Source organism: Citrobacter sp. Ce006 (genome assembly GCF_030336535.1).
In the GTDB taxonomy this organism is placed as follows: domain Bacteria; phylum Pseudomonadota; class Gammaproteobacteria; order Enterobacterales; family Enterobacteriaceae; genus Citrobacter; species Citrobacter europaeus.
In genome coordinates this window covers 109,145-123,428 of record NZ_JAOWDO010000056.1, presented here as the reverse complement: position 1 = coordinate 123,428, position 14,284 = coordinate 109,145, and the positions used below count along the sequence as shown (strand labels likewise).

The 14,284-nt window shown below is 52.3% G+C and carries 15 protein-coding genes; 9 read left to right on the top strand and 6 right to left on the bottom strand.

Going from position 1 to position 14,284, the window contains the following annotated elements; genetic code table 11:
• The first annotated feature begins 30 nt into the window (after positions 1 to 30).
• Positions 31 to 951, top strand: coding sequence for an agmatinase (gene speB / locus OGV94_RS04310; RefSeq protein ID WP_005123314.1), 921 nt, complete (start codon positions 31 to 33; stop codon positions 949 to 951).
• Between the two features lie 186 nt (positions 952 to 1,137).
• On the opposite strand, the gene loiP is transcribed toward speB, so the two are convergent.
• Entirely contained in the window at positions 1,138 to 1,896 is a 759-nt protein-coding gene (gene loiP / locus OGV94_RS04305) for a metalloprotease LoiP (RefSeq protein ID WP_043017538.1), read from the bottom strand.
• A gap of 279 nt (positions 1,897 to 2,175) precedes the next feature.
• Here loiP and tkt point away from each other — a divergent pair, with 279 nt between their 5' ends.
• The 7 genes from tkt to OGV94_RS04270 all read left to right on the top strand — a co-directional run bounded on the left by tkt (position 2,176) and on the right by OGV94_RS04270 (position 9,836).
• Complete coding sequence (gene tkt, locus OGV94_RS04300) at positions 2,176 to 4,167, top strand: transketolase (protein WP_043017537.1); 1,992 nt, start codon at positions 2,176 to 2,178, stop codon at positions 4,165 to 4,167.
• 315 nt (positions 4,168 to 4,482) lie between these two features.
• Positions 4,483 to 4,926 (top strand): PTS mannitol transporter subunit IIA, encoded by a 444-nt coding sequence (gene cmtB, locus OGV94_RS04295; protein WP_043017536.1) that lies wholly within the window; start codon positions 4,483 to 4,485, stop codon positions 4,924 to 4,926.
• Positions 4,927 to 4,953: 27 nt separating this feature from the next.
• Entirely contained in the window at positions 4,954 to 6,333 is a 1,380-nt protein-coding gene (locus tag OGV94_RS04290) for a PTS mannitol transporter subunit IIBC (protein WP_047408864.1), read from the top strand.
• 25 nt (positions 6,334 to 6,358) lie between these two features.
• Entirely contained in the window at positions 6,359 to 7,636 is a 1,278-nt protein-coding gene (locus OGV94_RS04285; protein ID WP_075145650.1) for a zinc-binding dehydrogenase, read from the top strand.
• Positions 7,633 to 8,604, top strand: a complete 972-nt coding sequence (gene glpX / locus OGV94_RS04280; RefSeq protein ID WP_087052025.1) for a class II fructose-bisphosphatase — start codon at positions 7,633 to 7,635, stop codon at positions 8,602 to 8,604. The genes OGV94_RS04285 and glpX overlap by 4 nt, the downstream gene beginning before the upstream one ends.
• Positions 8,605 to 8,619: 15 nt before the next feature.
• The gene (locus OGV94_RS04275; protein ID WP_047408872.1) at positions 8,620 to 9,129 is read left to right on the top strand and encodes an MltR family transcriptional regulator; all 510 of its coding nucleotides are present in this window, start codon (positions 8,620 to 8,622) and stop codon (positions 9,127 to 9,129) included.
• A complete protein-coding gene (locus OGV94_RS04270; RefSeq protein ID WP_043017532.1) occupies positions 9,126 to 9,836 on the top strand; it encodes a nucleoside/nucleotide kinase family protein in 711 nt (236 codons plus the stop codon). The genes OGV94_RS04275 and OGV94_RS04270 overlap by 4 nt, the downstream gene beginning before the upstream one ends.
• Here OGV94_RS04270 and OGV94_RS04265 read toward each other — a convergent pair.
• From OGV94_RS04265 to OGV94_RS04245, 5 genes are read right to left on the bottom strand one after another with little or no spacing between them, the layout of a single operon-like run.
• Positions 9,793 to 10,476 (bottom strand): ABC transporter ATP-binding protein, encoded by a 684-nt coding sequence (locus OGV94_RS04265; RefSeq protein WP_221922871.1) that lies wholly within the window; start codon positions 10,474 to 10,476, stop codon positions 9,793 to 9,795. The two genes, OGV94_RS04270 and OGV94_RS04265, sit on opposite strands and share 44 nt — an antisense overlap.
• On the bottom strand, positions 10,470 to 11,147 hold the full coding sequence (locus OGV94_RS04260) for an ABC transporter ATP-binding protein (RefSeq protein WP_286522683.1): 678 nt from the start codon (positions 11,145 to 11,147) through the stop codon (positions 10,470 to 10,472). Before OGV94_RS04260 ends, OGV94_RS04265 begins: the two co-directional genes overlap by 7 nt.
• Positions 11,135 to 11,842, bottom strand: coding sequence for an energy-coupling factor transporter transmembrane component T (locus tag OGV94_RS04255; RefSeq protein WP_181231092.1), 708 nt, complete (start codon positions 11,840 to 11,842; stop codon positions 11,135 to 11,137). Before OGV94_RS04255 ends, OGV94_RS04260 begins: the two co-directional genes overlap by 13 nt.
• Positions 11,843 to 12,421 carry an ECF transporter S component gene (locus tag OGV94_RS04250; RefSeq protein ID WP_003027040.1) on the bottom strand — a complete coding sequence of 193 codons (579 nt, stop codon included), beginning with the start codon at positions 12,419 to 12,421 and terminating at the stop codon, positions 11,843 to 11,845.
• Between the two features lie 24 nt (positions 12,422 to 12,445).
• Positions 12,446 to 12,871 carry a PPC domain-containing DNA-binding protein gene (locus tag OGV94_RS04245; protein ID WP_286522680.1) on the bottom strand — a complete coding sequence of 142 codons (426 nt, stop codon included), beginning with the start codon at positions 12,869 to 12,871 and terminating at the stop codon, positions 12,446 to 12,448.
• Positions 12,872 to 13,245: 374 nt separating this feature from the next.
• On the opposite strand from OGV94_RS04245, the gene epd reads away from it, so the two are divergent.
• Positions 13,246 to 14,274 (top strand): erythrose-4-phosphate dehydrogenase, encoded by a 1,029-nt coding sequence (epd, locus tag OGV94_RS04240; RefSeq protein WP_008785759.1) that lies wholly within the window; start codon positions 13,246 to 13,248, stop codon positions 14,272 to 14,274.
• Positions 14,275 to 14,284 lie beyond the last annotated feature (10 nt).

Genomic DNA, 14,284 nt, shown 5'->3' with positions numbered 1-14,284 from the left:
TTTTTCATCGATTTTTAAAGAGGTCAGTACATGAGCACCTTAGGTCATCAATACGACAACTCCCTGGTTTCTAACGCCTTTGGTTTTTTGCGTCTGCCGATGAACTTCATGCCGTACGACAGCGACGCCGACTGGGTGATCACCGGCGTACCGTTTGATATGGCAACGTCTGGCCGCGCGGGCGGTCGTCATGGTCCGGCTGCGATCCGTCAGGTTTCCACTAACCTGGCGTGGGAGCACAACCGCTTCCCGTGGAACTTCGATATGCGCGAGCGTCTGAACGTGGTGGACTGCGGCGATTTGGTTTATGCGTTCGGCGATGCGCGTGAAATGAGTGAAAAACTGCAGGCGCACGCTGAAAAGCTGCTTTCTGCTGGTAAGCGCATGCTCTCCTTTGGCGGCGACCACTTCGTCACGCTGCCGCTGCTGCGCGCACACGCTAAGCACTTTGGTAAAATGGCGCTGGTACACTTTGATGCCCACACCGACACCTACGCTAACGGCTGTGAATTCGACCACGGCACCATGTTCTACACTGCGCCGAACGAAGGTCTGATCGATCCGAATCACTCAGTGCAGATTGGTATCCGTACCGAGTTCGACAAAGATAACGGTTTTACCGTGCTTGACGCGTGCCAGGTGAACGATCGCGGCGTAGATGACATCATTGCGCAGGTTAAGCAGATTGTTGGTGATATGCCGGTCTACCTGACCTTTGATATCGACTGCCTGGATCCGGCGTTTGCTCCGGGTACCGGTACGCCGGTCATCGGCGGTCTGACGTCTGACCGCGCGATTAAGCTGGTGCGTGGTCTGAAAGATCTGAACATCGTCGGGATGGACGTCGTTGAAGTGGCTCCGGCCTACGATCAGTCGGAGATCACCGCGCTGGCGGCGGCTACGTTAGCACTGGAAATGCTGTATATTCAGGCGGCGAAGAAAGGCGAATAATAGTCGGACTATTTTACTCGTCATTTTGGGTCCGGGCAGTGCTCGCCACCCTCACGTACTACGTGTACGCTCCGGTGGCTGTGCGCTGGCCGGGCCCAAACTGACTTCGCCAATTACGTCCGATAATGGGATGAAATCTGTAGGCCGGATAAGGCATTCACGCCGCCATCCGGCACTGTTTGAAGATTACTTAATTCCGTCTGCGCTCATGCGATCGCGAATATGTTGCGCACGTTCTGCGGAAGCCGGGTGATCGTCAAACATTGAGCTTTGACGTCCCGCTTCCAGTTTTGCCAGTTTCTCAAAGCTGGTGGCTAAGCCTGCCGGACTGATCCCTCGTTTGCGCAACAAATCATACGAGTAATCATCCGCCTCGGATTCCTGACGCTGGGAGAACTGCGAGTTCACCAGTTTCTCGCCAAGATCGCCCAATTGCGACTGTGACAGGCTGCCGACAATGCCGCCAGCTGACGCCGCCGCTGCACGTACGGCGTTTGTACCCAGCGCAACCTGCATGCCTTTTTTCACGTGGCCCAGCGCAACGTGGCCCATTTCATGGCCGATCACCGCTTCAACTTCGTTGTCGGTCATCATATCCATCAAGCCGCTGTACACGCGGATACAGCCGTTCGCCATGGCAAAAGCATTCACATCTTTCGCCATATAGACTTTGTAGTTCACCGGCTGGCCGTTAATGTTATCGCCAAGCGCGGCGGCGATTTTACCCAATCGCGTTGCGTACTCGCTTCCAGCCGGGGCGATGGTAGCTTTGCTGTCCATATCCTTACAGGCCTGATCGCTCAGCGCTTTTACCTGCGCATCGCTCAGGCTGTAGGCCTGAAAAGCCTCTGCGCCAGAAGAAAGCAGTCCGTTAGAGTCCATGTTCTGGCAGCCGGTCAATGCCGCCGCCATGCTCGTAGCAAGCAGTAAAGCGCGAATTTTCATTTTTTCTCTTCCGCACAAAGTCAGGATTATTCTAAAAAATGCGTCGTTTGCAGGTGAACCGACGCCCGGCCTAAGTATAAAGAAAAGAACAATAAGCGGGCGAGAAGATTGCGCAACTTGCGCGCACGATCCAGAGATTTCTGAAGCGGTAAAAGGATGCTCCATGTACATGACACGCGGCTTGGGTTACATTGTTGGCACTTTTTTCCGGCGTAGCCCAAAACGCGCTGTCGTCAAGTCGTTTAGGGCGTGGCCTTCATTATCCGATCTGGAGTCAAAATGTCCTCACGTAAAGAGCTTGCCAATGCTATTCGTGCGCTGAGCATGGACGCAGTACAGAAAGCCAAATCCGGTCACCCGGGTGCCCCGATGGGTATGGCTGACATTGCCGAAGTCCTGTGGCGTGATTTCCTGAACCACAACCCGACTAACCCGTCCTGGGCTGACCGTGACCGCTTCGTGCTGTCTAACGGTCACGGCTCCATGCTGATTTACAGCCTGCTGCACCTCACCGGCTACGATCTGCCGATGTCCGAGCTGCAGAACTTCCGTCAGCTGCACTCCAAAACTCCGGGTCACCCGGAAGTGGGTTACACCGCGGGTGTTGAAACCACTACCGGTCCTCTGGGTCAGGGCATTGCGAATGCAGTGGGTATGGCTATCGCTGAAAAAACGCTGGCGGCGCAGTTTAACCGTCCAGGTCACGACATCGTTGACCACTTCACCTACGCTTTCATGGGCGACGGCTGCATGATGGAAGGTATCTCTCACGAGGTATGTTCCCTGGCCGGTACGCTGAAGCTGGGCAAACTGGTTGCGTTCTACGATGACAACGGCATCTCTATCGATGGCCACGTTGAAGGCTGGTTCACTGATGACACTGCTAAGCGTTTTGAAGCTTACGGCTGGCACGTGGTTCGCGGCGTTGATGGCCACGATGCTGACGCGATTAAACGCGCAGTTGAAGAAGCACGCGCTGTGACCGACAAACCGTCCCTGCTGATGTGCAAAACCATCATCGGTTTCGGTTCCCCGAACAAAGCCGGTACCCATGACTCTCACGGTGCGCCGCTGGGCGATGCAGAAATCGCACTGACCCGTGAACAGCTGGGCTGGAAATACGCGCCGTTCGAAATCCCGTCTGAAATCTACGCGCAGTGGGATGCGAAAGAAGCAGGTCAGGCAAAAGAAGCGGCATGGAACGAGAAGTTCGCTGCTTATGCGAAAGCCTTCCCGCAGGAAGCGGCTGAATTCACCCGCCGTATGAAAGGTGAAATGCCGGCTGATTTCGACGCCAAAGCGAACGAGTTCATCGCTAAGCTGCAGGCTAACCCATCCAAGATCGCCAGTCGTAAAGCGTCTCAGAACGCGATTGAAGCGTTCGGTCCTCTGCTGCCGGAATTCCTTGGCGGCTCTGCTGACCTGGCACCTTCTAACCTGACTCTGTGGTCGGGTTCTAAAGCGATCAACGAAGATACCGCTGGTAACTACATCCATTACGGTGTGCGTGAATTCGGTATGACCGCTATCGCTAACGGTATCGCGCTGCACGGTGGTTTCCTGCCATACACCTCTACCTTCCTGATGTTCGTAGAATATGCCCGTAACGCGGTGCGTATGGCTGCGCTGATGAAACAGCGTCAGGTGATGGTCTATACCCACGACTCAATCGGTCTGGGCGAAGATGGCCCGACTCACCAGCCGGTAGAGCAGGTTGCTTCTCTGCGCGTGACGCCGAACATGAGCACATGGCGTCCGTGTGACCAGGTTGAATCTGCCGTGGCATGGAAATACGGCGTAGAGCGTCAGGACGGCCCGACCGCGCTGATCCTCTCCCGTCAGAACCTGGCACAGCAGGAACGTACCGAAGAGCAGCTGGCGAACATCGCTCGCGGTGGTTACGTGCTGAAAGATTGCGCCGGTCAGCCGGAACTGATCTTCATTGCTACCGGTTCTGAAGTTGAGCTGGCTGTGGCTGCATGGGACAAACTGACGGCTGAAGGCGTTAAAGCGCGCGTGGTTTCCATGCCGTCTACCGACGCGTTCGACAAGCAGGATGCCGCTTACCGCGAGTCCGTACTGCCGAAAGCGGTTTCCGCTCGCGTTGCAGTGGAAGCTGGTATCGCTGACTACTGGTTCAAATATGTGGGCCTGAACGGCGCTATCGTCGGTATGACCACCTTTGGTGAGTCTGCTCCGGCAGAGCTACTGTTCGAAGAGTTTGGCTTCACCGTCGACAACGTTGTCGCAAAAGCAAAAGAACTGCTGTAATTTCGATTACAGGTAAAAACGGGTCGCTCAGGCGACCCGTTTTTTAATCAGAGGATGTTTATTTATCCCTGTGCAACCTTTCATTGTAGATATGAGTCACAAATATGATATTTATCCTTGTTTGGTATTTGCAGGCGATGTCACATAATTAGTATTGATTTTTATTTTTAACTCCTTAACCATCTGTTTTTAAAGGCCTCATCAAAAAACATTCTGCGCTGACTGTATTTTTCTCCTCAATTGATTTCATTTTGCCGTGCGCGTATTTTATTTTTAACGCTAACTCGTACCCTAAAAATAAAATAAGGAAAATGTATGCGGCTGATTGATTACTTTCCAGAATCATCTATCTCAATAAAAAATTCAGCAAAGAACTGGCAGGAGGCAATTGACTTTTCTATGTCATCCTTACTCGCCAATCATTATGTCAATTCAGATTATATTCAGGCCATTAAAGATTCAACGGTTAACAATGGACCTTATTATATTTTAGCCCCTGGCGTTGCCATGCCACACGCTCGCCCAGAGTGTGGTGCATTAAAGACCGGAATGTCATTAACGCTTCTCAAACAGGAAGTAAAATTTGCCGAAGATGATGAAGGTATCAGATTATTAATCGGATTATCGGCGGCAAATGCTGATTCACATATTGGTGCTATTCAGGCTTTGAGTGAATTGTTATGTGAAGAGGAAGCGCTAACCGCTTTGTTATCAGCTAAATCAGAAAAACAACTGGCGGATATTATCGCCCACGCATAATTCACAGTTTCCTTTCAGGACATTATTATGGAAAACAAGTCTGCTCGTGCCAAAGTCCAGGCTTTTGGTGGGTTTTTGACTGCCATGGTCATTCCCAACATCGGCGCGTTTATTGCCTGGGGTTTTATAACCGCATTGTTTATTCCTACCGGTTGGATGCCGAACGAGCATTTCGCCAAAATTGTCGGTCCGATGATTACCTATTTACTGCCCGTCATGATTGGCTCCACAGGGGGACATCTGGTAGGCGGGAAACGTGGCGCAGTAATGGGGGGCATTGGTTCTATTGGCGTTATCGTCGGCGCGGATATCCCGATGTTCCTTGGTGCGATGGTGATGGGACCGCTTGGTGGCTGGGTGATTAAGCATATCGATCGTCTGCTGGAAAAACGCATTCCTGCAGGTTTCGAGATGGTTATCAATAACTTCTCTCTTGGTATTGCGGGAATGCTGTTATGCCTGCTGGGGTTCGAAGTCATTGGCCCGGCGGTTCTCATTGCCAATAATTTTGTGAAGGAATGTATTGAAGCGTTGGTTCATGCGGGTTATCTGCCGTTGCTATCCGTAATCAATGAACCGGCGAAAATCCTCTTTCTGAATAATGCTATCGATCAGGGCGTATATTATCCGCTGGGAATGCAACAAGCTTCAGAAACGGGAAAATCGATTTTCTTCATGGTGGCATCTAACCCAGGTCCAGGGTTAGGTCTGTTACTTGGCTTTGCAATCTTTGGCAAAGGGATGAGTAAAAAGTCTGCGCCAGGCGCCATGATTATCCACTTTCTCGGCGGTATTCATGAACTGTATTTCCCGTATGTGCTGATGAAGCCTCTGACCCTGATTGCGATGATTGCCGGGGGAATGACCGGGACGTGGGTATTCCACCTGCTGGACGGTGGGTTAGTTGCGGGTCCGAGCCCTGGATCAATATTCGCCTATCTGGCATTAACGCCCAAAGGTTCTTTCCTCGCGACCATAGCAGGAGTCACTGCGGGTACAATAGTGACTTTTGTTATTACCTCTGTAATCCTGAAAATGGAAAAGAGTGTCGAAACGGAAAGTGAGGATGACTTTGCTGAGTCAGCCAGAGCCGTCAAGGCGATGAAGCAGGAAGGTAAATTCTCTTATAAAAATATTAAACGCGTTGCTTTTGTCTGTGATGCGGGAATGGGTTCCAGCGCGATGGGGGCAACCACGTTTCGTAAACGTCTGGAGAAAGCGGGATTGAATATTAACGTGACACATTATGCCATCGAAAATGTTCCACAAGATGCCGATATTATTGTCACCCATGCCAGTCTTGAAGGTCGTGTTAAACGTGTAAGCGAAAAGCCATTAGTGCTGATTAAAAACTATATTGGTGACCCACTGTTAGACGATTTATTTAAACGCATTACGGCGAACTAGCCTTATTCTATTTTATGGAGTGAATATGAAAACGAAAGTTGCTGCCATTTATGGCAAGCAGGATATTCGTATCCGCGAGTTTGAGCTGCCTGCAATTACAGATAATGAATTGTTAGTAAGCGTAATATCCGATAGCGTTTGTTTATCTACCTGGAAAGCGGCGGCATTAGGGAGCGATCATAAACGCGTACCAGATGACCTGGAAAACCATCCGGTTATTACCGGGCATGAATGTGCAGGTATCATCGTTGAGGTTGGAAAAAACCTGACGGATAAATATAAGAAAGGCCAGCGTTTTGTTTTGCAACCCGCGATGGGATTGCCAAGCGGTTATTCAGCGGGATACAGCTACGAATATTTTGGCGGTAATGCGACATATATGATTATCCCGGAGGTGGCGATTAATCTGGGTTGTGTTTTACCGTACCACGGTTCTTATTTTGCCGCAGCATCCCTGGCGGAGCCGATGTGCTGCATTATTGGCGCTTATAACGCGAATTTTCACACCACGCCTTACGTTTATGAGCACCGTATGGGGATTAAGCCGGGGGGAAGCATTGCGCTTCTGGCCTGCGCCGGGCCGATGGGGATTGGCGCTATAGATTATGCCATTAACGGCAACATTCAGCCGTCACGTGTGGTGGTGGTCGACATTGACGAAGCGCGGCTGGCGCAGGCTAAAAAACTGTTGCCGGTTGAGTTAGCGGCAGAAAAGGGGATTGAGCTTATCTATGTGAATACTACAGGCATGGATTCTCCGACCGCGATGCTGCGTGCTCTTACCAATGACGCAGGTTTTGATGATGTCTTTGTGTATGCGGCAGTGCCAGCCGTCATTGAAATGGCTGATGATTTACTTGCGGAAGATGGCTGCCTGAATTTCTTTGCCGGCCCTACGGACAGTAACTTCAAAGTGCCGTTTAACTTTTATAACGTGCACTACAACAGTACTCACGTTGTCGGAACGTCCGGCGGTTCCACGGATGATATGAAAGAGGCTATTGCGCTCAGTGCAACTGGCCAACTGCAACCGTCGTTTATGGTGACGCACATTGGCGGCCTTGATGCGGTTCCGCACACCGTATTGAACTTACCTGCGATCCCCGGCGGTAAAAAGCTGATATACAACGGCGTTACCATGCCACTGACCGCCATTGCTGATTTTGCGGAGAAAGGGAAAACGGACCCATTATTCAAAGAACTGGCGCTGCTGGTGGAGGAGACGCACGGTATCTGGAATGAAAAGGCAGAAAAATACCTTTTAGCACACTTTGGCGTTGATATCGGGGAGGCGGCGATATGATGTCGCTGGCATGGCCGCTATTTCGTATCACGGAACAGGCTGCGCTGGCAGCCTGGCCGCAAACCGGGTGCGGCGATAAAAACAAGATTGATGGTCTGGCGGTGACGGCAATGCGTGAAGCATTGAACAGTATTGCCATCCGTGGACGAATCGTCATTGGCGAAGGGGAGATTGATCAAGCCCCGATGCTGTGGATTGGCGAGGAAGTGGGAACCGATACCGGACCTGAGGTAGATATCGCCGTCGATCCTATTGAAGGAACCCGAATGGTGGCGATGGGTCAAAGCAATGCGCTGGCCGTCATGGCGTTTGCACCTCGAGGTTCACTGTTACACGCTCCTGATATGTACATGAAAAAACTGGTTGTTAATCGGTTTGCAAAAGGGGCGATTAATCTGGCGCTGCCGTTGGCAGACAATCTGCGTAATGTGGCTGAGGCGTTGGGCAAACCGCTGGATCGACTGCGGATGGTGACGCTGGATAAACCGCGTCTTCAATCAGCGATTGCCGAGGCGACGCGGCTTGGCGTCAAAGTCTTTGCTCTGCCCGATGGCGATGTGGCCGCCAGCGTATTGGCCTGTATGCAGGAGAATCCTTATGATCTGATGTATACCATTGGCGGGGCGCCTGAAGGGGTTATTTCGGCCTGTGCGGTTAAAGCGCTGGGGGGAGATATGCAGGCTGAGCTGATTGATTTTTGCGAAGCGAAAGGAGATAGCGCAGATCATCGCCTGATTGCAGCACAGGAACGTCAGCGCTGCGCGGAGATGGGCGTTGAAATCAACCGTATCTATGCGCTTGACGAACTGGTAGGGGGAAATAAGATCCTTTTCAGCGCGACGGGGGTAACAGGCGGCGATCTTGTTAAAGGGATCCAACAGGTTGCAAATGGTGTGCGCACACAAACTTTACTGATCGGTGGCGCGGATCGAACGTGTAATATAATAGACTCTCTGCATTCATGGTGATTTATCGGATAACTAATGACGACGCTGACAGAAGACGATGTGCTTGAGCAACTGGATGCTCAAAATAATTTACTCTCGTTTATGACGACGGCACATAACATTTTGCTCCAGGGCATTAAGCGTTTTTTACCGTCGCTGTTCGTTAATAACGATGAAGAAATCGTGGAATATGCAGTGAAGCCGTTACTCGCCCAGAGTGGACCGCTTGACGATATCGACGTTGCGTTACGACTGATTTATGCGCTGGGAAAAATGGATAAATGGCTTTATGCCGACATCACCCATTTCTCTCAGTTTTATCAGTACCTGAAGGAGCAGGATAATATCCCCGGTTTTGCCGATGATATTACCTGGGATTTTGTCAGCAACGTGAACAGTATCACCCGCAATGCGACCCTTTATGGTGCGCTGGAGTCGATGAAATTTGCCGACTTTGCTGCGTGGTCTGAAGTGCGCTTTAGCGCCATGGTCAAGACGGCAATGACGCTGGCAGTAACGGCGATTTTAAAGGAATTAACGCCGTGAAAATCGAACTAACGGTGAATGGGCTACAAGTTGAAGCGCATTACCATGATGATGAGATAGAGAACGTTCATAAACCGTTATTGCATCAGTTGGCAAAAATACACGCCACTAACCCGCAGCGACGAACGATTGTTTTTCTTAGCGCGCCGCCGGGTACGGGGAAATCGACGCTGACCACCTTCTGGGAATATCTCTCCCATCAGGATCCTGACCTGCCGGAGATCCAGACGCTGCCGATGGATGGCTTCCATCACTATAATACCTGGCTGGATGCCCATAACCTGCGGGCATACAAAGGTGCGCCGGAAACCTTTGATGTGGATAAGCTTGCGCAGAATCTACGCCAGATAAAGGAAGGGGAAGGATCCTGGCCGCAATATGATCGGCAAAAGCACGATCCGGTAGAAGCGGCCATCACCGTGACGGCACCGATCGTGATTGTGGAAGGAAACTGGTTATTGCGCGATGACGAAAGGTGGCGAGCGTTAGCTGAGTTTTGTGATTGCTCGTTGTTTATTCGCGCCCCCGCCAATGCGCTGCGCATGCGACTGGTAGGTCGTAAACTGGCTGGTGGACTCTCACAAGCTGACGCTGAGGCGTTTTATGAGCGTACCGACGGACCGAATGTTCGTCGGGTACTGGATGGTAGTCGGTCAGCAGACTTTATGCTGGAGATGACGGTCGATGGTGCATATCGGGCTGTGTGATATTTTTATTGTGTAGACGTACCACGCGCGAGAAATGACGCTGCGTAAACGCCGCGTCATGACTGATCGCTACAACGCTTGTACCACGCGTACGACATACCGCCAGCCAGTTTTCGAAGACGCCAAGCCAGTGCGCATCAAAATCCCGGCTGGGTTCATCCAGCAGTAGAATCGCGGGCGCGAGTGCTTCCAGACTGGCGACGGCAACCATTCGTCGTTGAGCAGTATGCAGATCCAGTGGGTGTGCGTCGGCAACGTCCTCTAGCTGACATAACTGCAGTGCTGCCGACGTGCGTTGCGCAATCTCAGCTACCGGGAGCTTCTGTAGCCGTAATCCGAAAGCCACTTCCTCTGCTACCTTGCTGTGAAAGATTTGATTTTCCGCCTCCTGAAACAGCACGCCGATCGCCCTGGCGCGCTCCCGGTTTTTCAGTTGCGCAATCGCACGGTTTTGTACCGTCACTGAGCCAGAAGACGGAAATAGCAGCCCGGCCATAATACGCAGCAGCGTAGATTTACCGGCGCCATTATCGCCTGTAAGCGCCAGCCATTCCCCTTCATGGAGTTCAAGTGAAATATTGCACAGGCAGTCATCGGCGGCGTTCGGCCAGCGATAGCTGACCTGGTTTAACGTTAGCATAGCGGTGACAATGCTCCATCGCGCAGTTGCCACGCCTGCTGGCAATGGCTGAGAAAAGGGGAATGATTGCGTTCGAAAAGCACCACCAAAGCATGCTGTTCCTGCGCCCATTGTTGCAGTCGCTTGAGTAGCATCACAGTCGCCTGCGCTGTCAGGCGGCTGAATGCTTCGTCCAGAATCAATATTTTCGGCTGCATGGCGAGCGCGCTGGCAATCACCACCCGCTGGGTTTCTCCGCCGGAAAGCGTGCCAGGATGACGACGGCGCAGAGGCTGACATTCCGTCAGCGTCAGGGCTTCATCAATGCGCTTCATAATTTCGGCCTCGGTAAGGCAGAGATTTTCCGGACCAAACGCCACTTCTTCCTCTACGCTGAATGTACAACCTGAAAGCTGCAGGTAAGGTGACTGCTGTACAAGCTGGACAGTACTCGACTGCTCGACCAGTGACAGTTTCCCGATGGGGGTACCCAGCAGCGTTCCTGTGCCCTCAATTTCTCCGGGCAGGAAATCGGGGTACCAGCCTGCCATCAGCTGTGCCAGCGTACTTTTCCCACTGCCGTTATCGCCAAAAATAGCTACAATTCCGGGCTCGGCATAGTGGAAATTGTAGCAAGCGGGGGGCCGCGCGGCATGCGTCGGAAGATAGCGAAACTGTTCTAACGTAACCAAATCCAGACTCCTGTCTCAACCATCATCAGAACTATCATGGCGTAGCGAGCCAGACGCTGCAGGAGGCTGTCTGGCGGCGCCCACAGCGTGGTGCGTGAGCGATGCAGGCGAAATCCTCGCATATCGAGCGCCGCGCCGCGGACGGCTAAATCATTGAGCGCGTTATGGGTAAGCGGAACAATCAATGCTGGCATGGCGCGTAAACGTTGGTACCAGGACTCATCCAGCGGTACGCCGCGTGCGCGCTGGGCCTCATGAATAATCGCCAACTGGCGTTTGAACTGTTCAACGACCAGCAACGGCCCGGCAAACAGGTAGGCCACACCTGGCGGCAGCCGAGAAGCAAACAGGGCGCGTATAAAACGCGAAACCGGTACGTACTGCATCCATATCTGCGATGTTGACACAATAGCCAGGATCCGCAGCCAGAGCGTAATGGCATCGGCCCAACGTTCTGGCGTGCGTGGTTGTCCGCTGATCCATTCGGTAAGCCATCCGCCGTGCACCAGCCATAGCCCCAGTCCTAAGGGGATCATCAGCCAGAGTACGTATTTCGCCCGCGACCGCGTAGCCTTCATACACAACAAACTGGCGAACGTCGCGGCGCTGTACAGACTAAGCGGCGCTCCGGTTGGCAGCAGGAGCGTGGAGCAGGCGGCGAGTGCCCACAGAGTTAAGGACGTAAACGGGTGCATTTAGCGCACGGCAGACATCGTAGGGAAATGGCGCGTTGTGCGCAGCGGGAGCTGGCGGAGTAGTACCCAGACGATGATTGCCGTGAGGATTTTATCGACCAGATTCGCACCGATGACGGTGATGGCGACGGACTCCACCAGGTTCTGACCGACCGAGTGCATCCACGCGACAAAAAGATCGGCACCGCTGCCGGTAACGCCGCCAAACAGGGTCGTGCGAATAGGCACGGCAACGAGGGTAACAGCAAGCGTAATAATCACACCGCTGACAACGACTTTGGGTAAGGTGCGAAACCATCCCGCCCGCGCCAGCCAACCGGCGACCAGTCCAATCACCATGGCGACGGGCGCAAAGGCGGCGGCGATCGGATCGGTCAGTAACCCCCATAACAGGTTAGTGAGTAATCCGGTGAGCATCCCCACCACTGGACCTAGCAGCACTGCGCTAATCAAGGTACCAATCGAGTCGAGAAAAATAGGTAGTTTCAGCATGCTGATAAGCTGCCCACCGACCATATTGATGGCGATAGCAATGACAATCAGTACCAGAGACTGGCTGGAAAATTGGCGACGCGCCATAGAAAACCTCTTTCAAGTAAAACGTTAGCGGGATGAAATAACCAGTTCGTCATAACCGGAAACGGCGCATGGCTGACGGCTGAATGCCAGAGACGTCAGCTCGCCAATCACCAGTTCCAGCGTGGTGCGCACGGTACAGCCCGGCATCATGTGGCCGCCCAGCGTCGCGCCGCGCGGGTCGGCAACCGCCAGATGGAGATGCTCACCGGTAAGTTCCAGCGTGCCGTTCAGAGAGATAATTTCCCACGAATCGGTGAGTAACGTGGTTTCTTCGCGTCCAGCGAAGCGCAGGGCTATGTTGCTCAGGCTGCCGGTGCAACCCGCTATCCAACCAGCCTGTAGCTGATGTTGTTGTACAAAAGCGTGTAGCGCTGAAAAGACTTCCTGACCGGGTAATAACCGCAGCGCATGAAAGCGAGCTTCAGATGATGGGGGATAGAATATAGCCATAGTTGAGGGACTCCGAGACTCGGACGTAGCGCTGATAATATAGACGCGGGTTAGGGAGCTTCCTGATATAAATCAGGATTTGTGACATGGCAACGAAATAATCTTGCTACTGTTATTCGTAATTCTGGAATATGGAATAAATTTAGCGCTGAAGGGCGTTAAAATGTGACGTAAGTCAGATAACTGTGTTCTGTTGCTGGACAATCATTCCTTTTATTCCTCGTTTCGCTTATTCTAGCTGAAGCGTTTCAGTCGATTAAATGTTCGACAATTAACCAATTAGTCGCAGTTTGCGACAGGTAAGGTTTCCCTGAGCGATTTGCTGCATTACTCTGTCTGCCACATCGTTTCTGAGAAATCCTTGCAGGAGACCTATGACCGTACGCGTAGCGATTAATGGTTTCGGTCGCATCGGACGCAACGTGGTTCGTGCTTTGTATGAATCCGGGCGTCGGGCGGAAATCACCGTGGTGGCAATCAACGAACTGGCCGATGCTGCAGGCATGGCGCATTTGTTGAAATATGACACCAGCCATGGACGTTTTGCCTGGGATGTTCGTCAGGAACGTGACCAGCTCATTGTTGGCGATGACGCGATCCGCATTCTGCATGAGCGAACACTCGATGCGCTTCCATGGCGCGAACTGGGTGTCGACATCGTGCTGGATTGTACGGGGGTCTTCGGCAATCGCGAACACGGCGAGGCGCATATTGCCGCTGGTGCAAAAAAAGTGCTCTTTTCACATCCTGGCAGTCACGACATCGACGCAACCGTTGTGTATGGCGTTAATCAGGATCAGCTGCGCGCTGAGCACCGAATTGTATCCAACGCCTCCTGCACCACGAATTGTATAATTCCCGTCATTAAATTGCTGGATGATGCTTACGGCATTGAGTCTGGTACCGTCACCACGATCCACTCCGCGATGCACGATCAGCAGGTTATTGATGCTTATCATCCCGACCTGCGTCGCACGCGAGCGGCCAGTCAGTCGATTATTCCGGTGGATACCAAACTGGCGGCGGGCATCACGCGAATTTTCCCGCAGTTTAACGATCGTTTTGAAGCGATAGCGGTGCGTGTACCGACCATAAATGTGACGGCGATCGACTTAAGCGTGACGGTGAAAAAACCAGTAAAAGCCAGTGAAGTCAACCAGTTGCTGCAAAAAGCAGCACAAGGTGCATTTCATGGTATAGTTGACTATACGGAATTACCGTTGGTCTCTGTAGATTTTAACCACGACCCGCACAGCGCCATCGTTGATGGTACGCAAACGCGCGTGAGTGGCGCTCACCTGATCAAAACGCTGGTCTGGTGTGATAATGAATGGGGCTTTGCTAACCGTATGCTCGACACAACGTTAGCGATGGCTGCTATTGGTTTCAGGCTCGACGCTTGAGCGTCGACAA